This is a genomic window from Laceyella sediminis (assembly GCF_003003125.1).
Taxonomy (GTDB): Bacteria; Bacillota; Bacilli; order Thermoactinomycetales; family Thermoactinomycetaceae; genus Laceyella; species Laceyella tengchongensis.
Map to the genome: position 1 here is coordinate 15,951 of NZ_PVTZ01000011.1, position 22,375 is coordinate 38,325.

The 22,375-nt window shown below is 49.1% G+C and carries 22 protein-coding genes; 12 read left to right on the top strand and 10 right to left on the bottom strand.

Features of this window, described 5'->3' with window-relative positions; all coding sequences use genetic code 11:
* Positions 1-80 precede the first annotated feature (80 nt).
* Complete coding sequence (locus CLV36_RS12830) at positions 81-1,559, bottom strand: M1 family metallopeptidase (RefSeq protein WP_106342911.1); 1,479 nt, start codon at positions 1,557-1,559, stop codon at positions 81-83.
* 226 nt (positions 1,560-1,785) lie between these two features.
* Between CLV36_RS12830 and CLV36_RS12835 the strand changes: the two genes are divergently transcribed.
* On the top strand, positions 1,786-3,261 hold the full coding sequence (locus CLV36_RS12835; protein WP_083465116.1) for a cobyric acid synthase: 1,476 nt from the start codon (positions 1,786-1,788) through the stop codon (positions 3,259-3,261).
* A gap of 120 nt (positions 3,262-3,381) precedes the next feature.
* On the opposite strand, the gene CLV36_RS12840 is transcribed toward CLV36_RS12835, so the two are convergent.
* The 6 genes from CLV36_RS12840 to CLV36_RS12865 form a co-directional block, all read right to left on the bottom strand.
* On the bottom strand, positions 3,382-3,870 hold the full coding sequence (locus CLV36_RS12840) for a hypothetical protein (RefSeq protein WP_146130639.1): 489 nt from the start codon (positions 3,868-3,870) through the stop codon (positions 3,382-3,384).
* A 67-nt stretch (positions 3,871-3,937) separates the two neighbouring features.
* Positions 3,938-4,474, bottom strand: coding sequence for an NAD(P)H-dependent oxidoreductase (locus CLV36_RS12845; protein ID WP_106342913.1), 537 nt, complete (start codon positions 4,472-4,474; stop codon positions 3,938-3,940).
* 66 nt (positions 4,475-4,540) lie between these two features.
* Positions 4,541-4,972, bottom strand: coding sequence for a MarR family winged helix-turn-helix transcriptional regulator (locus tag CLV36_RS12850; protein ID WP_102993822.1), 432 nt, complete (start codon positions 4,970-4,972; stop codon positions 4,541-4,543).
* A gap of 201 nt (positions 4,973-5,173) precedes the next feature.
* On the bottom strand, positions 5,174-5,413 hold the full coding sequence (locus CLV36_RS12855; RefSeq protein ID WP_106342914.1) for a hypothetical protein: 240 nt from the start codon (positions 5,411-5,413) through the stop codon (positions 5,174-5,176).
* Between the two features lie 85 nt (positions 5,414-5,498).
* On the bottom strand, positions 5,499-6,857 hold the full coding sequence (locus tag CLV36_RS12860; RefSeq protein ID WP_106342915.1) for an amino acid permease: 1,359 nt from the start codon (positions 6,855-6,857) through the stop codon (positions 5,499-5,501).
* A gap of 149 nt (positions 6,858-7,006) precedes the next feature.
* A complete protein-coding gene (locus CLV36_RS12865) occupies positions 7,007-7,750 on the bottom strand; it encodes a pseudouridine synthase (protein ID WP_106342916.1) in 744 nt (247 codons plus the stop codon).
* A 199-nt stretch (positions 7,751-7,949) separates the two neighbouring features.
* Between CLV36_RS12865 and CLV36_RS12870 the strand changes: the two genes are divergently transcribed.
* Complete coding sequence (locus CLV36_RS12870) at positions 7,950-8,585, top strand: DsbA family oxidoreductase (protein WP_106342917.1); 636 nt, start codon at positions 7,950-7,952, stop codon at positions 8,583-8,585.
* A gap of 204 nt (positions 8,586-8,789) precedes the next feature.
* Positions 8,790-9,734 carry a thioredoxin-disulfide reductase gene (trxB, locus tag CLV36_RS12875; protein ID WP_022739031.1) on the top strand — a complete coding sequence of 315 codons (945 nt, stop codon included), beginning with the start codon at positions 8,790-8,792 and terminating at the stop codon, positions 9,732-9,734.
* Between the two features lie 230 nt (positions 9,735-9,964).
* On the opposite strand, the gene CLV36_RS12880 is transcribed toward trxB, so the two are convergent.
* The gene (locus CLV36_RS12880) at positions 9,965-10,294 is read right to left on the bottom strand and encodes a DMT family transporter (RefSeq protein ID WP_106342918.1); all 330 of its coding nucleotides are present in this window, start codon (positions 10,292-10,294) and stop codon (positions 9,965-9,967) included.
* A 141-nt stretch (positions 10,295-10,435) separates the two neighbouring features.
* Entirely contained in the window at positions 10,436-11,761 is a 1,326-nt protein-coding gene (locus tag CLV36_RS12885) for a VWA domain-containing protein (protein ID WP_146130640.1), read from the bottom strand.
* A gap of 311 nt (positions 11,762-12,072) precedes the next feature.
* On the opposite strand from CLV36_RS12885, the gene CLV36_RS12890 reads away from it, so the two are divergent.
* Both CLV36_RS12890 and CLV36_RS12895 read left to right on the top strand, forming a co-directional pair.
* Complete coding sequence (locus CLV36_RS12890; protein ID WP_106342920.1) at positions 12,073-14,283, top strand: ribonucleoside-diphosphate reductase subunit alpha; 2,211 nt, start codon at positions 12,073-12,075, stop codon at positions 14,281-14,283.
* A gap of 26 nt (positions 14,284-14,309) precedes the next feature.
* The gene (locus CLV36_RS12895; RefSeq protein ID WP_102992395.1) at positions 14,310-15,341 is read left to right on the top strand and encodes a ribonucleotide-diphosphate reductase subunit beta; all 1,032 of its coding nucleotides are present in this window, start codon (positions 14,310-14,312) and stop codon (positions 15,339-15,341) included.
* A gap of 33 nt (positions 15,342-15,374) precedes the next feature.
* Here the strand turns inward: CLV36_RS12895 and CLV36_RS17370 are convergent, their stop codons facing one another.
* On the bottom strand, positions 15,375-15,536 hold the full coding sequence (locus CLV36_RS17370) for a hypothetical protein (protein ID WP_181353030.1): 162 nt from the start codon (positions 15,534-15,536) through the stop codon (positions 15,375-15,377).
* A 73-nt stretch (positions 15,537-15,609) separates the two neighbouring features.
* Here CLV36_RS17370 and CLV36_RS12900 point away from each other — a divergent pair, with 73 nt between their 5' ends.
* From CLV36_RS12900 to CLV36_RS12930, 7 genes are all read left to right on the top strand, one after another.
* Positions 15,610-16,020, top strand: coding sequence for a pyrophosphohydrolase domain-containing protein (locus tag CLV36_RS12900; protein WP_083465111.1), 411 nt, complete (start codon positions 15,610-15,612; stop codon positions 16,018-16,020).
* A gap of 359 nt (positions 16,021-16,379) precedes the next feature.
* Positions 16,380-17,567, top strand: a complete 1,188-nt coding sequence (gene nagA / locus CLV36_RS12905; protein ID WP_106342921.1) for an N-acetylglucosamine-6-phosphate deacetylase — start codon at positions 16,380-16,382, stop codon at positions 17,565-17,567.
* Positions 17,568-17,572: 5 nt separating this feature from the next.
* A complete protein-coding gene (nagB, locus tag CLV36_RS12910; protein WP_022739042.1) occupies positions 17,573-18,295 on the top strand; it encodes a glucosamine-6-phosphate deaminase in 723 nt (240 codons plus the stop codon).
* Between the two features lie 15 nt (positions 18,296-18,310).
* Positions 18,311-19,045, top strand: coding sequence for an SIS domain-containing protein (locus CLV36_RS12915; RefSeq protein WP_106342922.1), 735 nt, complete (start codon positions 18,311-18,313; stop codon positions 19,043-19,045).
* Positions 19,046-19,262: 217 nt separating this feature from the next.
* A complete protein-coding gene (locus CLV36_RS12920) occupies positions 19,263-20,531 on the top strand; it encodes an ABC transporter substrate-binding protein (protein WP_106342923.1) in 1,269 nt (422 codons plus the stop codon).
* A 72-nt stretch (positions 20,532-20,603) separates the two neighbouring features.
* Entirely contained in the window at positions 20,604-21,470 is an 867-nt protein-coding gene (locus tag CLV36_RS12925; RefSeq protein ID WP_102992401.1) for a carbohydrate ABC transporter permease, read from the top strand.
* Between the two features lie 18 nt (positions 21,471-21,488).
* Positions 21,489-22,364, top strand: a complete 876-nt coding sequence (locus CLV36_RS12930; protein ID WP_223248078.1) for a carbohydrate ABC transporter permease — start codon at positions 21,489-21,491, stop codon at positions 22,362-22,364.
* The last annotated feature ends 11 nt before the right edge of the window (positions 22,365-22,375 follow it).

Genomic DNA, 22,375 nt, shown 5'->3' on the forward strand with positions numbered 1-22,375 from the left:
AAAACCCAGAATGCAAACCGCCAGGGAATCTATAAACAAAAACCGGCCGGAGAAGTCTTTCTCCAGCCGGTTTTATTTTTTTATTCCTGATCAGATACAAACACATAATGCTCTGCAAAGAACTTGTCCAAATCTCGCCCGCTGGTTTGTTCCATGATGCGGATGAAGTCTTTGGTGGTGGTGATGTCGAATTTCTTTTGTTTGTAGTAGGCTTGCATCGAGGCATAAAATTGCTTGTCTCCCAACAGCTTGCGCAAGTCGTTCAAGGTGCGGGCGCCGTAATCGTAGACCGTGTCGTAGTAGGCGTTGATGCCTTCTTGGCCGTAGGCGGTGAAATAGGAGATCGGATGGGAGAGATGGAATCCGGGAATCGGTTCGGCGGTGAGTTGGTCGAGTTCGTTGTCATATAGAGCGGCGGCGAAAGTGGCGAAGGATTCATCTAACCAAGCCTCGTCATATTCGTTGTTGCCAATGATGCCGTAGAACCATTGGTGTCCGATTTCGTGGGCATTGACGCTACGTACCCAGGCCGGGGTGGCGTTGTCACGGAGGGAGATCATGACCAGCTGCGGATATTCCATGCCACCAAACCAGCCTTTCATGCTGACTACATCCAGTTCTGGCCAAGGATAAGCGCCGAATTTTTCACTGAAGAGCTTCATGCTGTCCACGCCGCTTTGCAGGAGGTCTTGGGAGAACTTGGCGTGCTCTTCCGCGTAGTAGACATTCACTTTCACTTTGTTGACGGTGGTGGAGATGATTTTGTAGTTGGGGTTCATCTCCATGGCGAAGTCACGCACCTGTTTGGCGATATAACGATGGGTGGCGAGGTTTCCTTTGAGCTTGGGCTTCCCGATTTCGGTTCCGGTTGCGGCGATGACTTGCTTTTTGTCGGTGGTGACGGTGACGTCGAAGTTGCCGGTCAGGGAGTAAAAGCTTTCACCGTATGGAAAATAAGGGTCGACGTTCCAGCCTTCATCATCATAGACGGCCAAAATGGGGAACCAATTGCCCAAGGAAACGGTGTCACCATCCCAACCGAACCGGTCCTGCCCCTTTGGCACATGGACGGTGAAATCCATGGAAACAGTGGACTTGCGGTTTTTGGGCAAGGTGGCGTCAATGTGCAAGGCGGTTTCTTGAAGGTGATGGTTGGCTGTTTTCCCATTCACTTTCACGTTTTTTACATCCATGCCACCCCCGTTTGTACGGAAATTGGCGGCGTTGCCCCAGAGGTTGAAGTATACCTCGTTCAAGCGAACCCCGGTGTTGTTGGTGAAGGTGACAGATAGTTTTCCGTTAATGATATGGTTTTGGCTATCATAGGTGACATGCATTTTATAATTCGGATGAATCGGGCCGCGTGTGACACGCTGGTTTTTCTTGTGTTTGTTGAATGGCTTAGGCACTTTTCCCTCTGTGATTGCATGCTCGGCTTGCGGGGGAAGATAGGCTCCAGCGGGTGTGTCGACAGGCGATTGTGCGAAACTGACACCCGGTGCGAGCATGGTTCCCAATGCGAGGGTGCTGGCGAAGATGCTTTTCCAAGTGGTCCACATGATGCTTTCCTCCTTGTAAATTGAATAATCAAATATTTCTACATTTATAAATAAAATCCTTTATTATTGAATTGCTTACCGCGACAACACCGTTTCTCGAGTCCAAACACAAGGCTAGCCAGCGCTTGCACATGATGGTCTTCTGGGCTAAGATAAGCGAGATGTACGAAGGTCTTGCTGATGATTCCACTTGATATCCAAAGGGGAGGATATATTGAAGACGATCATGATCCAAGGCACTGCATCTGATGTGGGAAAAAGCGTGATTTGTACGGCCTTATGCCGGCATTTTTATGAACGGGGCTATCGAGTGGCGCCTTTTAAATCGCAAAATATGTCTTTAAACTCTTATGTGACACGCTCGGGTCATGAGATCGGCCGAGCGCAAGGAGCGCAGGCGGAGGCGGCAGGGATTGAAGCGACATACGACATGAATCCGATTCTCCTCAAACCGAAAGGGGAGATGGTGTCGGAAGTGATCGTGCATGGGAAGCGATGGGCAGATATGCCTGCGATGGCGTACCGCGCTCGGACGTTGGAGGAGATGTTGGAACCAGTGCGGGCGTCGCTTGCGCGTTTGGCGGAACAAGTGGAAGTATTGGTGATTGAAGGGGCGGGTAGCCCGGCTGAAATTAATTTGAAAGATCGTGATATTGCCAATATGCGAGTTGCCGAGTTGGTGGATGCTCCCGTCTTGTTGGTGGCGGATATCGAGCGGGGTGGGATGTTTGCGTCTTGCGTAGGAACATATGAACTCTTGACTGAAGAGGAGCGAAAACGGGTTAAGGGATGGATCGTCAATAAGTTTCGTGGAAGCAAAGAATTGCTGGAATCCGGCCTGGCTTGGCTGGAAGAGAGGACTGGCGCCCCGGTTCTGGGTGTCCTGCCAACCATCCGAATGGAAGTAGATCCAGAAGATTCTCTCGCTTTGCAAAACATGCGCGGCGATCAACAAGCGGGGGACAAGCTGGACGTGGCAATTGTGCGCCTACCCTATATTTCCAACTTCACTGATTTTGTGCCGTTGTCCCGCCAGTCGGCATGCGCTGTCCGTTATGTGCAGTCTGTGGAGCAGTTGGGTGCGCCGGATGTGATCATCCTCCCAGGCACCAAAAACACCATCCATGATTTGCAGTGGCTTAAAGCGAATGGCTGGATGGAAGCGATCCAACAAGCTTATGAACGCGGGGCGTTTGTCGTTGGCATTTGCGGTGGATATCAGATGTTGGGTAGTGTGCTGCGGGATGAAGAGCAGGTCGAGGGTGCTGGCGGGGTAGAGTCAGGGTTAGGTTTGCTTGCGGTAGAGACCGATTTTGTGCCTGTTAAAGAAACAAGGCAACAAACAGGGTACCTGCTAGCGGAGTGGGCTGATCAAGTGGAAGTGTCCGGTTATGAGATACATCTGGGGCGCACCACCAGGGGAAAGGGTGTCATGCCGTTGTTGCGTTGGGTCGATGGAAGAGAAGATGGAGCGATATCTGCCAATGGGCGGGTCATGGGGACGTATCTGCACGGGTTGTTTGACAATGAACGGTTTGTGCAAAAGTGGTTGCAGTTTATTGGAGAGGCGAAGGGGTTGACGCTCGCCTCAGATCCCGCCGTTGACCGCCAACAAGTGTATGCTGATTTGGCAGAGTGGTTGCGCCAGCATGTGGATGTGGAGCGAATCGAAAGGATCATGGGCATACACACAGACAGATGATAAAGTCTTGAATGTACGTGTCCGCTTAAAAATGGGTCAAGCCTTTGATTTGACGCATACGCACCCAAATCAAAGGCTTGTTTTTCTTCAAGAGGGTTCCCCTGTTCGTTTCCAGCCGATTCACTCGAGGGAAACGGCACTGGCCGCGATTTTTACTAGCTGTTCTTTGGTAAGTTTGTATTGTTTTTGTTTGGAGTGGTCTACCGTTGACAGGAGGTAATGAACATCGTTTTTCTTATCATTCCAGTATAAGATTCCTTTTTTTTCATAAAATGCGTCGATTTCACTGGTTAGCTTTATTTTTTCCAGGTTGTTGAAAGTGGAAGTTCCCTCCATGATGATGAAATAAACCACATGGTCTGTGTTTTGCACATAATCTTGTTGATAGCTATGTTTGTGCAATGATGAATAATGGGCCTCCATGTTTGTCGGTTTAAACGGAATGTGTGTGGGCAGGCGCATCTTTTTTTTGAAATGATCGGGGATGGTGTGGAGAACCTGTTTAACCTTTTCGTTGGTTAGCGGTTCTTTCGCTGGTTGGTCATTCTGACAAGACACCAAGAAAAGCATCATCGAAGCGAATATGGTGATGCATGCCGCTCTAATCAAATAAACCACCCTGCTTTATCCATGGTTTGTCTGATTCTATATAAAACAGAGGGGGAAATTCCCCCTCTTAGCCCTTCGCGATTGTCAGTGCAGGATTGAGAATATGGGCAACGTATTGTTCGGCGCCGGCTTCGATTTGTTCGTCGGTGGCGGTGTTGGCTCCATAGAAGTGGAAGGGTTCGAGATAAGTCATACCGGTGAAATGGTTCATGGCTTTGAGAGGGAGCGTGAGCAGGTCGACTGAATAGCCCATCGCTTTGTAGTTGTCCTGGGGACCGCCGATGGATACGGCTGCCACAAACTCTTTGCCATGGAGTTTGGTTCCTTCTTTGCCGTAGGCCCAGCCATAAGTCAACACGTCATCCTGCCATTGTTTCAACAGCGCCGGGGTGCTGTACCAATAAAAGGGGAACTGGAAGACGATTCTGTCATGTTCCATTACCAGAGCTTGTTCTTTCGCCACGTCGATGTTTCCGTCGGGATAAGTTGCATATAAGTCATGAACAGTCACTTGTTCAGGATATTCGCGTAATTTGGCCACCCAACGTTTGTTGATGCGGGATTGATCCAGATTAGGGTGGGCCACAATCACCAGTGTTTTCATGTGTGTCGACCTCCTGCATGGTGAGCTCGTAAAATGTGTGTACAAAACAAATGATGGATCAAAAGTTTAGTTGTGTTCTTGTTCCAGTTTAGCATTGGCGATCATTAGCCGTTCCGCCAATTGGCAACCTTCATCTACCCCGAGCAAGGTTGAATAGCGTGTGTACAAGTTCTTCCAGCATTCGCGGATGGGTTCGACCAAAGCGAATCCCTTCTCGGTGGGGTACATCAAAGCAAGTTTGCCCACTGCTTTTCTCTCCACCAATCCTTTGGCGATCAATTTGTCAATAAACCGGGTGCCTGTCGAGGGGGCGATATGTAATTTTTCGCAACACTCCTTGAGTGAAAGGCCCGGCTTTTCCGCTATGATCATCAGCAGGAAAGCGTAAGTGGGAGACAAATGGATAGAGGCAAACTCTTCTTCGGCCATTTTGGTGATCGTTCGTGAAAAGCGGTTAACGGCAACGAAAAGACAACGGCTCATTTGTTCTTCGATCATTGTAAATAGCACTCATTCCTTTGTTTGTACATACAAATGATATCGTGTTCTTGCCATCGTGTCAAGTAAGATGGGAAGGGTTGCGAGAAGCCTCCTTCCCATCTCCATGCTTAGAGTGTTTCATAGAAGGATTTGTATTTTCGCATCTCATCCATCAGGTTGCTACAATCTTCATTTGCTTTGTGAAGAAAACGGGTTGCATCAAAGGAAATTACGTGCAAGCCGGGGCGCCAATCGGTGGCAGGTGGGACTGTGAGGAATCGGTTCGGCCAACGCTACGAACTCTTCCTTGGTGGTGAAGAAAATGTCGGTGGTGAAAAATTTAGGCAATACTAAAAGATCGACGCGTTGGGCTGTTTGTGCAAGGGTTGAATCAATAAAGTTCAGGTTGGCTTCTTTCTGTTTCGGAATGATATCCATTTGCAGGGTGCCGGCATACACTTAGTGAGTGCCTCCCTTTGAACGATGATGTGTTTGTGTGAGATAAGAAAAGGTCTCCCCAAGAATAGGGGAGACGGATATGACATTATGCGTTGTTTTTATTGTATCTGCGCACCAATTGGTAACTCAAGGCGAGAATGCCGAACCAAATGGGCGCCACATACAGGGCGATGCGGGTGCTTTCTTCCAAATACAGCAGCGCCCCCACGCCGATCAAAAAGATGATGCCAATCCAGTTGGTCCAAGGTGTGCCCGGCATTTTAAACGAAGTGGGCTGGTGTTTTTTTCTGAACTTGATATGGGCGTACAAGATAATGCCCCAGACCCACAATGCACCAAAAGTTGCTACGCTGGTGATGTAAGTAAACGCTTTCTCAGGAATGAAATAATTAAGCACCACGCCAAACAACAAGACAATGGCGGACACCGTGATTCCTCGGGATGGAACTTGGCGTCTGCTCACATAGTGAAGTGCTTGTGGTGCATGATTTTGTCCCGCCAGTGTGTACAGCATGCGACCGGTGCTGAAGATGCCGCTGTTACAGGAAGACAAGGCGGCAGTCAGGATGACGAAATTAATGATGCTGGCCGCGGCGGGAATGCCGATCTTGGCAAAGGTCAATACAAATGGACTCGTTTTGCCGTCCAGTTGGTTCCATGGATAGAGCGAGAGGATTACAATCAACGCTCCGATGTAAAAAATGAGAATGCGCCAGATGATTTTATTCACTGCCGAAGGGATTGTTTTCTCCGGATTTTGGGCTTCCCCGGCGGCAATCCCCACCATCTCAACGCCCAAGAAAGCGAACATGACCATCTGCAAAGCAAACAATACGCCCGTAATTCCTTTGGGCATGAAGCCGCCATGCTCCCACAGGTTGGAGAATCCGACAGCTTCTCCGTTGTTGCCCCAGCCGGTTGTGATCATGACGAGACCGACTACGATCAATACCAAGATGGTGGCTACTTTGATCAGGGCAAACCAGAACTCCACCTCACCAAATGCCTTGACGGCGATGAGGTTGACCAAATACACCGCAACGAGGGCGATGAGTGCGGGAATCCACTGTGGTATGTCCGGGAACCATGTGTTCACATAGATGCCCACAGCCGTGATTTCGGCCATCCCTGTGACGACCCACATAAACCAATACGTCCAGCCGGTGATGAATCCCGCCCATGGCCCGATCATTTCAGCCGCGTATGTACTGAAGGAACCGGAGACAGGTTTGTAGAGGATCAGCTCTCCTAATGCACGCATGATAAAAAAGATGATAATCCCGCCAATGGCGTAAGAGAGCACCAGTGCGGGCCCCGCTGCTTGGATGGCGGAAGCTGAACCTAAAAATAATCCGACGCCGATTGCGCCCCCAATCGCGATCAGCTGGATATGCCGGTCGCTTAATCCTCTTGCCAATGACTCATTCTGTGTTTGCTTGTTCATAGACTGCCCCCTTGATTTGATTTTTTGGTGCATTGTTATTTTTACCATTGGGGAAGAATTGCATCATGATTTTAACTTAGAATAAAAATCCGTTCAAGCTAGGTTTGCAGGGGCCCCCCCTGCGAATGGTTCTAAGATGAGGGGGGATACTAGTTGCCGTTGTTTTCCCCTTTGAGCAAGGCGAGTTCTTCCGGTGTCAATTCCCTGTATTCGCCTGGTTCCAAGTCGGGGTCCAATGTAAGCGGCCCCATAGCGATCCGCTTGAGAAACACCACTTTTTTGCCGACGGCTTCAAACATGCGTTTGACCTGATGGTATTTGCCTTCGTAGATGGTTAACTCGACTTCGGATCGAGGGCCGGACGAGAGAATGGTAAGTTCGCTAGGCATAGTTACGTAGCCGTCATCCAAGGTCACTCCGTTTTTAAAGGCGAGCGCATCTTCTTCCGTAACCACGCCATCCACCTCAGCGTAATAGGTTTTGGGCACGTGTTTTTTGGGAGAAAGCAACTGGTGCGACAATTTTCCGTCGCTAGTGAGCAACAGCAGCCCTTCGGTATCCTTGTCTAACCGTCCGACGGGAAACGGTTCAAATACGCGGTGTTCTTGTTCCAACAGGTCAGTGACGACTTCTTCATTACGGTCTTCGGTTGCTGATATGACGCCTTGCGGTTTGTTCATCATCAAATAGATATGCTCGCGGTAATCGATTGTAATGCCGTCGACGGTGATATCGTCCGTTTCGGGCATGACGTGCACACTCGGGTCATTCACCGCGGAGCCGTTCACTTTGATTCGGCCTGCTTTGGTTAGTTTTCTAATTTCTTTGCGCGTGCCAACGCCCATGTGCACTAACACTTTATCTAAACGTTGACTTTTTCTTGTGGCCACCATGCGCCCCCTCCTGCAATTAAGATGTGTGTGTAAAAATGTAAGTATGGTGAAAAAAACGCGGATCAATTGCCATCATAGCATATTGTGGAAGAAATGATAGGGGTTTTATCCATGTGATCGCAAATTAAGGATAGTCAGTCAGCCCTCAGGATGAGTATAATAGAAAAATATCAACTTTAAAAAAGTAAGGAGCATAGGAATGATTATCGACATTTTTCATGACATTGTCTGTCCGTGGTGCCGGATCGGCAAGAAAAACCTATTCACGGCATTGGCTGAGTGGAAGCGAGAGCATGATGAAGAAGTGACTATCCGTTACCGATCCTATTTGCTGGAACCGAATATGCCTAAAGTAGGACGCCCATTCCAAGAGCATATGGCGGAGAAAATGGGCGGCCGGGAGCGGATGATGCAAGTATTTGCGCAAGTGACCCGGGCTGGAGCAGACGTCGGTCTCCACTTTGATTTTACGAAAGTCGAGCGGATGCCCAATACATGGTTGGCACACACTTTGCTTAAGTGTACCCCGACAGCGTTAGTGGATGGGATGCTGGATGCCTTGCATGTGGCTGAGTTTGAGGAAGGCAAAGATGTGGGGTCGTTGGAGGTCTTGCTGGAGCTGGCTGCCCGTGTGGGATTGGATTTGGATGAGGTGCGGACGGCATTGACGGAGGATGCGAAACGAGCGGAGATTGAAGCGGATTTGGCACTGGCGCGGCAAATCGGGATTCAAGGGGTTCCTTTTGTTATCATTGGCGAGAAGCTGGCTTTGTCCGGAGCCCATTCGCCAGCCAACTTTTTGAAAGCATTTGCTGAAGCGAAAAAAGTAGATTAGAATGATTCTAAAAAAAGCAGTTTGGTACTTGCGGATGTAGGGAAATATAAGGCATGCCCGCAGGGATATGAATCTCGGATGTTATATGGCTTAGCCTTGGATGAAAAACATCTTGCTGGATGCCGGGGCTGGGTTAAAATAAATGTTGGTTGATTCATTTACGAGATACATATCGCATCAACCAGGCAGTAGGAGGCGGAAAATATGAATAAAGTGATTGTTCTAGGCACGGGGCCAGCTGGTTTGACGGCGGCCATTTATTTGGCACGCGCCAACATGGAGCCGTTGGTGATCGAGGGGCCAGAACCGGGTGGGCAATTGACCACGACAACCGAAGTGGAGAATTTCCCGGGCTTTCCTGACGGCATCATGGGGCCGGAGCTGATGGATAACATGCGCAAACAAGCCGAACGTTTCGGTGCCCGGTTTAAGCGGGGATGGGTGCAAAAAGTCGATTTGTCGAAACGCCCGTTCACGTTGTACATGGGGGAAGAACGCATTGAGACGGAAGCCTTGATCATTTCCACCGGGGCATCGGCAAAATTGCTCGGCATTCCGGGTGAGAAGGAAAACATCGGGCAAGGGGTAAGCACGTGCGCCACATGTGATGGGTTCTTCTTCAGAGGCAAGAAAATCATCGTGGTCGGCGGCGGCGATTCCGCGATGGAAGAAGCTAATTTCCTCACCCGTTTTGCCACAGAAGTGACGTTGGTGCATCGCCGCAACGAGCTTCGCGCGTCTAAAATCATGCAAGATCGGGCCCGTAAAAACGAAAAGATCAAATGGAGCCTGAACCGCACGCCAGTGGAAGTTATCCGCGGCGAGCAAGGCGTGACTGGATTGAAAGTGAAAAACAACGAAACCGGTGAAGAGGAGATCATACACACTGACGGCATTTTTGTGGCTATCGGACACAAACCCAACACCGATTTCTTGGAAGGCCAATTGGAGATGGACGAGGCGGGTTACCTCAAAGTGGAGCCGGGAACAACCAAAACCAACGTGCCAGGCGTGTTTGCCTGCGGTGACGTGCAGGATCACGTGTACCGGCAAGCGATCACTGCTGCCGGCTCGGGGTGTATGGCGGCGTTGGATTGTGAACGTTTCCTTGAAGGTGATGCTGTGCATGACTGGAGCAAGTCCTTATAATCTGTCGTAGGCGGTTATGAACAGGGCGATGGCCGGATACATCGCCCTGTTTTTTCTCATCTATACAATAGACAAGTTTGCTGAGCAAACCAAATGTATGCTCTTGTCAGCCAGCGACACTGGATGGGGGATAGAGGCTTCTATATCGTCTCAAAACGGCGAAATACCTTACCGTGAATAATCAATCAAATGAGCAGGCCAACCATAAGTATTGGCCTGCTCATTTGATTTCAAGCGGAAGGTTGGTTAAAGAGATTCACCATCACACTGCCGACAATGATCAGTACGATGCCGGCCATCTGGGCCAGTTGCAATTTTTCGTCCCACAGTAAATTGGCAACAAGAATGGTACCGACCGTTCCCAATCCGGACCAGACGGCATAGGCGATCCCCAAGGGAATTTGTTCTAAACTGATGGTGAATAGATAAAAAGCGATTCCGTAGCCGATGATCACGATCAAGCTGGGGAGCAATCGGGTGAAGCCGGCAGACTCTTTGAGCGCACAGGTTGCGATAACTTCGCTGATGATTGCGATCAAGAGCAATAACACGGATTTCATTATCCCACCCCAAATTGGAGATGCATACGAATGGAGACGAACGAGCAAAAAAACTTGGATATATATTCTAATTATACAATAAATTACATTTAAAGCAAATGGGAATTTTAGAATAGAACATAAACATTCAGCGTCGTGACGTCAGTTTTCCATTGCCTTTCTCATTTGGTGCGCGCCTTCATCCCAAATGTCGCTCCATGCCTCCCAACCGCTCTTTTGGATAGCGGCTTGCAAAGAGCGCCGGGTTTCCGTGAGATAGGCGTCGAATTGGTCGCTTCGCTCCTGGATGAACTGTTTCAATTTTTCCCGCTGTGTGGGGGGATAGCCGGTTTGTTCTAAATAGCGCAATGCCAATTTCATCCGGTTCATTTCTCGGTCCGCGGTAGATTTCCAACGCATCAACAAACGATCCAACTCGCTCATTTTTTGCTGGCGCATCCGGAGCGCCTCGCTTCCGTTTTTCTGGCCCCAATGCAACCATTCACGCATGAGCCGCTGGTGTTCAGCACGCAAAAAACGATCCAACTCTTCACCGCTGTCTACATAAGTGAAGGTGCCCATACCGGCTTCGGCCATCTGTTTTAAAGCTTTTTGCCCTGCATCGTCGATGCGAAATCCGATCACATGGACGTGAGGGCGCATCGTGCTTTGGCGAAGTTGAGACATGAGTTGAACCGGATTTCCGCCGCACGTTTCCTCCCCGTCGCTGATCAGGTATAGATGGACTTCTTCAGCTTGAGGTGGAACATCTTTTTCTACCGCGGCCAGGCTAGCGGCGATGGGCGTCCAGCCGCTAGGTTTTATGGCGTCGAGTGCTTGGGAAAATCGGGTAGCGTTGTATGTGGATGCGGGAACGATGGCTTCCGTGCTTCGGCATGAGAGCGCTTTGTCCGTAGCTTGGCTTGTGCCCTTGTGGCCGTACACCCGAAGGGAAATGGTGGCCGCTGGGGGCAAATTGCTGACAAACGTAGAAATCGCTTTTTTGGCGCTTTGCATTTTTGTGCTAGCATTTACTTTTTCAGCCATGCTTCCACTGGCATCAAGCAGGATGGCGAAGTGTGTTGGCTTCTCAAGGATGATGGTGTTTGCTGGTTGTTGTGTTGTGGGGTTGATGTCCGTAGAAAAATTGGCGGTTTCCATGACCAAGCGCCGATAGTCTTCATGGAGCCATTGTAGCAATTGGCGGAAAGTGGCGTCTGCCGATTGGGTTCGCTTCATGGTGGCCAACCGCGCCTGGAGTTTATTTTCTGTAAACTGCGAGCCATGCAGGTCGCCGGGTTTGCGCATGAGGGTTTGTTCAAAAGGGGTGAGTTGCCGTTTGAGCATGGGTTGCGGCGCGGTTGCCCGCAAAGAGATGGTTGACGCTCGATTGGACGCGGATGGAGAGGAGAGCTCCAATGGTGCACATGCGGTCAAGCACAATACCATAATGGTGGCTAACATGAAGGAGCGTTGACTGTGAAGCAAGTGAATCGCCTCCTAAAAGTCAAAAAATTTTTTGGAGATTAAACTACGCCAAAGTATGTTATTATGTTGCTTTGTTGAGTCTTACTATCTTTTGATAATGAAACGTGCTGATATGGTTTTATTAATATATTTCAAGTGTTAGTCAAACCTGAGAGAGAGGAGTTTAAAAGAGAAAAAAGACAAAAACAGATGGTAATGTCTTAATGGTTCCTCGTATTTCTTTTTTCCTCCTTTTTTTCGATTTGGCACAATATCTTGTATTAGCTATACTACTAAAGCGACTATATATAGTAGAACGGACGTGATGATCCATGATCGATATTTCTGTTGATAAGCTGACGCGCTACCGTGGCTTAATCGATGATGCGTGTGCGCGTTTCACTCATTTAAACAAAGAACAATTGATTGAAGATGCGGCGATGCAGTTGCGAGACAACATGAGCGACAAAGAGGTGTTGCAAATCGTCATCCAAGCCGCTGTTGAAAAAACAAGCGTCGAAGAGCCTGACTGGCAATTTGTCGCTGCCCATCTGCTCGCCCATGGCTTGTATGAGGAAGCGGCCCAAAACCGGGGGTATAAAGCGCAGGATAAATACGGCAATCTGCATGCTCTGGTACATACCTTGACGGAAAAGGGCTTGTACGGAAAATATTTGCTGGAGCGTTACACGAAAGCAGAGCTGGATGAGCTGGAGAAGTACATTAAGCCTGAGCGGGACTATCTATTCAATTATATCGGATTAAAAGTGCTGGCGGACCGGTATATCGTGCGTGACTATGATGGAAAAGTGATGGAACTGCCTCAAGAGCGCTTCATGGTGATCGCTATGCATCTGGCGCAAAACGAAGTCGACCGTGTCGGTTGGGCCAAGCAGTTTTATGATGTGCTGTCCAAGCTGGAGATGACAGTGGCCACCCCGACGCTCAGCAATGCAGGTAAACCACTACACCAGCTGTCTTCATGCTTTATCGACACCGTGGATGATTCCCTGTGGTCGATTTACAACACCAACTCCGCGACGGCGCAAGTGTCCAAACACGGCGGTGGAGTGGGGATTTACTTGGGTAAAGTGCGTTCCAAAGGATCAAAAATCCGCGGTCACAAAGGGGCTTCCGGCGGTGTGATCCCATGGATCCGCAACTACAATAACACGGCCGTGGCAGTGGATCAGCTCGGTGTTCGCCGAGGGGCATTCGCCATTTACTTGGATGTGTGGCATGCTGACATCCTCGACTTCCTCAATTTGAAGACCAACAACGGGGATGATCGCCTCAAAGCCCATGACATTTTCCCTGGCGTATGCATTCCCGATGTGTTTATGGAGCGGGTGAAAGCGCGGGAGAACTGGTACTTGTTTGATCCTCATGAAGTGCGCGAAGTGATGGGCTATTCCATCGAGGATTATTGGGGAGAGGAATTCACTCGCCGCTATGAAGAATGCGTAGCCAACCCGAACCTGCACAAGACCGAGATTCCGGCCATCGAGATCATGAAGCGGATTATGGTGAGCGCATTTGAGACCGGAACGCCGTTTATCTTCTTCCGTGATACGGTGAACCGAGCCAATCCCAACAAGCACAAAGGAGTTATTTATTCTTCCAACCTCTGCACCGAAATCTGCCAAAACATGTCGCCGACTGAATTTATCTCTGAAGAACTGGAAGACGGCGTGATCGTCACGAAACAAAAGCCAGGTGACTTCGTCGTGTGCAACCTGTCTTCGATCAACTTGGGCCGGGTGAAAAGCAAAGATGACATTGCTCGTATCGTATCCGTGCAGATGCGGATGTTGGACAATGTGATCGATCTCAACATCTATCCCGTAAAGCAAGCGGAATTGACCAATAAGAAGTACCGGGCAGTGGGATTGGGCACCAGCGGCTACCATCAATACTTGGCGCAACGGAAAATCATGTGGGAATCGGAAGAGCATGTGAACGAGGCGGATGAGCTGTTTGAAGAGTTGGCGTACCATGCGATTCGCAGCTCAATGGAAATCGCTAAAGAGAAAGGGCATTATCCGTTGTTCGAAGGAAGCGAGTGGCAGACCGGAGAGTATTTTAAACAGCGCGGTTATACCGATGAGCGTTGGCAGAAACTACAGGCAGAAGTGGCCAAGCACGGCATGCGCAATGCGTGGGTTTTCGCCGTAGCTCCGACCGGGTCCACATCGCTGATCGCAGGCTCAACTGCGGGCATTGATCCAGTGTACGCCAAGTATTTCGTTGAAGAAAAACGCGGTGCGGTCATTCCGCAAACGGCTCCCAACCTGAGCCCTGAAACGACATGGTATTACAAAGAAGCGCATGCGATCGACCAGCATTGGAGCATTCGGGCGGCTGGAAGACGGCAGCGTCATATCGACCAATCGCAATCCTTCAACCTGTATATCACGCCGAACACCACCGCGCGTGAATTCTTGGATCTGTACATGGATGCGTGGAACAACGGCTTAAAAACCATCTATTATGTACGTAACCAATCATTGGAAGTGGAAGATTGCGTGAGCTGTTCTTCATAACAGAAGCAGTAGAAAGGTGATAGGGCATGAAATTAGAACGCAAAAAGATATTCAACGAACATGGGCAACGGGGAACCCAACGCATGATCAACGGCAACACCACCAATCTGCGCGAGTGGAACCGGATCAAATACGACTGGGCACACAAGCTGTATCGGGCGATGCTGAACAATTTCTGGATTCCCGAAGAGATCCCGCTGGCGAGTGACGCGAAACAATTCATGGAATTGTCGCCGGCGGAAAGACGCGCATTTGACAAGACGATTTCCTTTTTGAACTTCCTGGATTCGATTCAAGGGGAGAATTTGCCCAACATCAATGAGTATGTGACGGCCCCAGAAGTAAGCTCCCTGTTGAACATTCAAGCGTTTCAAGAGGAGATTCACGCCCAATCTTACAGCTATATCTTGGATAGCGTTTGTTCGCCGGAGACGCGCGAAAACATTTATGACGAGTGGCGCAACGACGAACACCTCTTGCGCCGGAATCGGTTTATCGCCGATTTGTACCAGCAGTTCGTCGACGACACAAACGACAAAAACTTTGTTCGCACATGTATGGCTAACTTCTTGTTGGAGTCTTTGTACTTCTACAGCGGATTTTCCTTTTTCTATGCGTTAGCGCGGCAAGGAAAGATGACCGCTACGGCGACGATCATCAAGTATATCCAACGGGACGAACTCACCCATGTCGTTTTGTTCCAAAACATGATCAAAGAGTTGCGTAGCGAAAATCCGGACTTGATCACTCCGGAGTTTGTTGAAGAGTTGCGTGAGATGACGCGGACGGCGGTGGAGCATGAGATCGCTTGGGGCCAATACATCACCAACAATGAAATTCAGGGGCTTACCAATGACGTGTTGGAACGGTACATTAAGTACTTGGCGAATGAGCGGTTAAGCCGGTTGGGCTTTGAGATCCTGTATCCTGAAATCACTTCTCATCCTATGAAATGGGTGGAAAGCTTCTCCAACTTGAATGCGACTAAAACGGACTTCTTCGAACAGAAAGTGACCAACTATTCCAAGGCAAGTTCACTTGATTTCGGCGACCTGTGAACATGAAAGCACCTCCCCGCCGGGGAGGTGCTTTCATATGGGGATCGGATTGAACAACAAGGTAAGCGCGGCAGCACACAAGGAGAGGCGATAAACGAAATCGAACCAATTCTGCACTCGGAACAGCTGGTAGGCGTTCAAGATGGAATGAATGGTGATAAATACTAGAGCGATTTGAAATAAGAGCAACCACATAAGATCCTCACCTCCTGGTAACGAAATTATTCAATGTGGGTTAGGACTATGCAAATGAATGGAGGCCATCTTTATGGATAAAGCATGGAAAGATGTGAAGGCGTTTCATGAAGCGTTTAATGTCCCTGTACAAGAAAAGCCGTGTAAATTGGAACAGGATCGCGTGCACAAGCGGGCTGATTGGATGATGGAGGAGATCCGAGAGTTTCTGGAGGCAAAAACGCTAACTGAGCAAGCGGATGCCATGATTGATGTCATGTATCTGGCGCTGGGGACACTCGTCGAAATGGGTGTGCGGCCGGAAGAACTCTTCCGCATCGTGCACGAAGCCAACATGTCTAAATTGTGGGAGGATGGCAAGCCACGCTACCGGGAGTCAGATGGGAAAGTGATCAAGCCTCCGACATGGCAAGCTCCCGAACCATTGCTAAGCAAGGAGATCGCGCGACAACAATCAGAATGCGATGATAAGCAGGAACAATAGAAGAGCAAATGATCTTAAGCGGCCGGGAACACCTCGGCCGTTTTTGCATAGGGAATTTACAGGAAGGGGATAGTATGGTGGGAAATTTGATACGGGTGGGCCTAGGGTGTGTCTGGCAAGTCAAGTTGGTGAGGAAGAAGCGGCGGAAAAACCTTTTCTCGAGGAGCGCCGATGCACAAGTGAAGCGAATGAGAAAATGGTTGGAGCCGCTGTCCAATTCATCAGACACGTCCTAGTCATAACTATTTGTTCTCGGTGTCGCGGACAGGTGATCTGGCGAAAGGGGACGAGTGGTATAGACAACTATACATGATGGTGATACACTTAAATTGTAACGAAAGGAAAAAGGAGATAATCATATGAATCCGGTTTCCCCACTTATCATATGCAATGTAACGATTTTTACGGAGAATGGAAAAATCACACCTGGATATATTGAACTAGTCAATGGCAAAATCAAAAATTTCGGACCGATGGATCACATGCCAGATTTCACAGACGCGCAAGTGATCCAATTGTCGACGGAACACCAAGTTCTTCCTGGCATGATTGATGTCCACATCCACGGAGCCGCTGGTGCGGATACCATGGATGCGACAGTGGAAGCACTTGACACAATGGCCTCGCACTTGCCGAAAGAGGGCACGACCTGTTTTCTGGCGACGACGATTACACAAACGCACGAGAATATCGAGGCCGCGCTGATCAATGCGGCTGACTTCATTGAACGGCATCAGGTGCCGGGGAAAGCGGAATGCGCAGGGATTCACTTGGAAGGGCCGTTCATTAACAAGAAGCGCGCTGGCGCGCAACCCCCAGAGTATATTGTCCATCCCGACCGGGAACAATTCGCCAAATGGCAGTCCATGGCTCGAGGGCACATTCGATTGGTCACTTTGGCTCCGGAAGAACCAGGCGGGCTGGAATTAACCCGTTATCTCAAGGAAACAGGGGTCATTGCATCCGTGGGCCATTCAGACGCCTGTTACCACCAGATTAGCGAGGCTATCGACGCAGGCTTAAGCCACGTTACCCATCTGTTTAACGGCATGAGAGGGTTTCACCATCGTGAACCGGGTGTCGCTGGTGCGGCGATGGTGCGCGACGAATTGATGGTGGAAATGATTGTTGACGGTATTCACATCGAACCAAACAGTGTAAATGTAGCGTATAAGGCCATCACTCCAGAACGGATCATCCTTATCACCGATTCCATGCGGGCCAAATGCCTCAAGAGCGGGACATATGATCTCGGCGGGCAAGAGGTCACGGTATCGGATCGTGATGCCCGGTTGGCTGATGGGACCCTGGCCGGTAGTATTTTGAAAATGAAAGATGCACTGAAGAACATGCATCAATATGTTGACTGCACCATGGAACAATTGATTCAAATGACGGCGACTAACGCTGCGAAAGAATTGAATTTATATGATCGCAAAGGAAGCATTGCGGTGGGAAAAGACGCTGATCTTGTGATCCTTGATGAAAAAATGGATGTATTCATGACGATTTGCCGCGGGGCAATCGCTTATCAAGCAAAGGAGTAGTAGTAATGGAGATCATCAGAGCAACAGATTATGACGACCTATGCGAAAAAGCGGCGGTGATGCTCATCTCCCAAGTCCAGCAGAAGCCGAATGCAGTGTTGGGTTTGGCGACGGGGGCGACACCGACCGGGATTTATCAGAAAATGGTCGCCGACCACCAAGAGCGGGGAACATCGTATGCCGGCGTGCGTACATTTAACTTGGATGAGTATGTAGGCTTACCGCCGGAACATCCCAGCAGTTTTGCCTATTATATGCGGAAGCAGTTGTTTGACCGGATCGATCTCCCATTGGCACAGACACATATTCCCTCTGGCATAGCGGCTGATTTAGAACAGGAATGTCGCCAATATGAAGAGGCCATTCTGGCAGCCGGAGGTATTGATATGCAGATTCTGGGGATTGGTATGAATGGGCATATCGGGTTTAATGAACCTGGCACCCCTTTTCAATCGGTTACACATGTAGTGACGTTGACAGAGTCGACGAGAAAGGCGAATCGCCGGTATTTCGATGAAGGGGAGACCATGCCTTCACACGCGATCACCATGGGTTTGGCGACGATCATGCGAAGCAAACGCATTGTTTTGTTGGTGTCCGGCAAACATAAGGCGCCCATTTTACATCGTTTATTAAATGAACCTGTATCGGAGGATTTGCCAGCATCCATCTTGAAACAACATTCCCATGTCACCGTGATTGCGGATGCGGACGCTTGGGATCAGTAGAGAGGGGACATCCTGATGATTTTAGCGTTCATGGAGTCGATCGAGCGAAAGCTGGGAGAGATCAAGCGGGAAGAATTGGCCCATATGCAAAAAGCGGGCCGTTGGATCGCAGAAGCTGTTGCACAGGGTGGGGTGGTCCATCTGTTTGGATGTGGGCATTCCCACTTGTTGGCGGAAGATGTGTTTTATCGTGCGGGGGGCTTGGCTCCCATTCATCCGATTTTGGTTGAAAAGTTGATGTTGCACGAGGGGGCGGCGCGCTCTTCGGAATTGGAGCGGCAACATGGGCTGGCTGAGACGTTCATGGAGGAGCAAGCGATTCAGCCAGGGGATGTGGTGATTGTGATCTCTACCTCCGGCATCAATCCGGTGCCGATCGAAGTGGCGCTGTTGGCTAAGGAAAAAGGGGCGAAGGTGATCGGTTTGACATCGCTCGCTTATGCCGGTGGGGTTCCGTCGCGGCACCATTCGGGCAGACATTTGTCAGAAGTGGTTGATTTGGTGTTGAACAATCATGTTGACAAAGGGGACGCTCTGCTTTCGCATGAGCGGGTACCGGCCAGGTTCGGCCCGAGTTCGACCATTTTGGGCTCTCTCATTTTGCAATCGGTGCTGGTGGAGGCGGTCGGACTGATGGCCGATGCAGGTGTGGAAGTGCCTGTATTCCGCAGTGGCAATATTCCGGGAGCCGATGATTACAACAAAGCGCTCGTGGAGAAATACGCTTCCAAAATACCCACGCTAAAATGAATCATGATGTCCACCGGATGGGGGAGTGGCAGCGGTTGTAGCGCAATGCCGCTTCCCCATACGTTTTAAGATTGGCACGGGAGCTTGTCTATAGTAAATCAAGTTGATACGTACTTGGAGCAATAAGAATAAATATATTTTTTATTGACATATTTTTGTGAATTAAATAAAATTGGTATAGTCAATATTACAAATCATCATGAGGTTGGTGAATGGCATGCGCAAATGGTGGCCAAGCTTGTTGGCTGTTGTCCTGATTTTGGTGGCTGCGTTGACTGGTTGTTCGCAAAGTGCTGACAACGGCAAGATTAAACTGCGGGTCGTGACGATGTTCGGCGGCACAGATCCGGCTAAGAAAGCATATGAGCAAGCATTAAAAGATTTTATGAAAGCGTATCCAGATGTCGAAATTGTCGATGAATCGATGACGGCCACAGGAGATGATTTTCGAACGAAAGTGAAAACCGATTTCGCTTCAGGCAATGAACCTGATGTGACGTTCTTCTTCACCGGAGCGGAAGCCGAACCAATCATCCAATCCGGCGCGGTGGTGCCGTACGAGGAGATTTTCGCCAAAGATAAGGCGTGGAGCGATGCCTTGTCCGACAATGTTAAACAACAAGTGAAAGCGAAAGACGGCAAAATCTACGCTGTTCCGATTACTGGTTTTTATGAAGGGTTATTTGTCAATAAAAGTTTATTTAAGCGATACGGACTGGAGTTGCCGACGGATTGGGAGAAATTTACCAAAGCCGTCGAAACATTCTCTAAAAACGGAATTATTCCAATCGCTGGTTCATTGGAAGAGTCTTATTACTTGATTGAACATTTCATTCTCTCCGCAGGTGGTCCGGCGGGTCACAACAGCAAATTTGACAACGGTATCCATCCCTCTTGGGCACAAGGGTTGGAAAAAATTAAAGAAGTGTATGACATGGGTGGTTTCCCCAAAGATGCGCTGACTATCAAAGATGCGCAAGCGCAAGAGCTGTTCAAGAACAAGCAAGCGGCCATGATCGTTAATGGGTCATGGATTTTGGGGGGATTGACGGATAAGGAAGATGTTGAGGTGATCCCGTTCCCAGTAATGCTGGGGGGCAAAGCGAATCCGCAAGACTTGGTGGCGGGATACACGTCCGGCTTTTATCTGAGCAAGAAGTCCTATGAAGACAAAGACAAAAAAGGATTGGCGTTGGAATTGATCAAGTATCTCACTTCCAAAGAGATGGTGAAGAAATTCGCTGAGGCTAATGGGGGTGTGCCGGCGGTAGACACCAAGGTGGAGGGTTTGCCGACTGTTTACCAACAAGGCCACCAGATGGTGCAGGAAGCCAATTCCCTCTCACTGCCCATCGACGCGCAAATCTCAGCTGAAGCGTTTAACGAAATAAGAAAAGGCATTCCCCACATCGTGCAAGGAAAGAAAACGGCTCAGGAAGTGTTGCAGGCCGCTCAGAAAATCGAGCAAGAAAAAATGCCAAAGTAATATCCACGGAGCGAAAGCGGCTGTTTTGCATGACGCAAGGCTGCCGCTTTTGCCAAAGAAAGGAGTTGTCCCATGCACAAGGGTGATCGTGGCGTCATCTTTTTTTTCCTACTTCCCGCTGTCTTGTTGACGGGCGTGTTTTTGTACTATCCGTTCATTCACAGCATCATTAAGAGTTTTTATTATTCAGATGGCATGTTTATCAACCGTTTTGTGGGCATTGAAAACTATATCCGCTTAGCACAGGATGAAGTCGTGAAGATCGCCACGCTCAATACATTGGAAATGATGTTGTACGCGGTGATTTTCCAGGTGGGGTTAGGGATTGTGCTGGCCCTTTTGGTAGACTCGATTCGATTTGGCAAGAATTTTTTTCGGTCGGTCTTCTTTTTTCCTGTCGCCATCTCGGCAACAGCGATCGGATTGATGTTCACCCTTTTCTATAACTATGACAATGGTATGTTGAATCAATTGCTTGTTCGCTTCGGATTTGAAAAGGTGGTCTGGATGACTGAAGAAACTTCTTTGTTGGCGGTAGCTGTGCCCGTCATCTGGCAGTATGTCGGGTTTTATTTTGTCATTATACTGACGGCGATCTCCAAGATTCCTGATGACTTTTATGAGGCTGCGCAGTTGGAGGGGATCACCGGACTCCAAAAAACGATTTACATCACTCTCCCCCTGATCTGGGGTGATGTAAAAACATCCATCCTGCTCGCAATCACGGGAGCGTTAAAAGTGTTTGAACTGGTGTATGTCATCAGTTCCGGCGGTCCGGCGAACTCTTCTGAGGTGTTGGGTACCTATATGTACCAAAAAACGTTTACGGGCCAAGCTTTCGGTTATGGAGCGACGATTGCTGTCTGGATTGTGATTTTGGGTCTTTTGTTCTCCGTTATCGCCAATCGCCTGCTCAAGAAAGAGGAGATCACTTATTGAGTTTCGGAAGGAAATGAGGTGGGAAAGTTGAAACAACTTACCATATATGAAAAAATGACGCTGGCTTTGTTCCGGGGAAAAATCACCAGGATGGTAACGTTCATTTGTTTGGGGCTTTGGTCATTAACCACGATTTATCCGCTGTTCTGGGTAGTTAACAACTCTTTGAAACCCTCACACCAAGTGATTAATGACTCGTTTTCCGTCGCTACGAATCCTACCCTTACCAATTACTTAAATGCATTTGAACAGGTGGATATTGGTCAAAGTTATCTGAACAGTTTTATTATGTCCGGGGGGACGGTGCTTTTGACGCTGTTGGTCGGTGGATTGGCGGCCTATGTTTTGGCTCGCTTCCGCTTCCGTTTGCGGGGACTGCTGCAAACCGTGTTGGTGGCAAGTTTGCTGATTCCAGCGTTCGCCACTGTGGTGCCGGTGTTTGGGATGTTGAAAGACTTGCAGTTGCTCAATACGTATTGGGCCTTGATCATCCCGCATACTGCAGGATTTTTGCCATTTACTATTTTGGTTTTGTCTTCATATATGGCAACGATCCCGAAGGATTTGGAAGAAGCGGCTATCATGGATGGATGCAGCCGTTTTGCTATTTTTTGGCGCATCATGCTACCTGTGTCACGACCAGCGTTCATCACGGCGAGCATTTTTGTGTTCCTGTGGTCGTATAATGATTTGTTTTCGGCTCTGATTTTCGTCCCGCAGGAAGATGTGCGTCCCATCAACGTGCTCTTGACGACAGTCAGCTCACAATATGGGACCGATTACGGTTTGTTGGCAGCGGCGGTGACGTTGACATTGATTCCGGTCATCGTCCTGTACAGCGTAGCCCAGAAATATGTAATTAAAGGTTTGACCTCGGGCGCTGTGAAAGGATAAGGGGGAGTTTG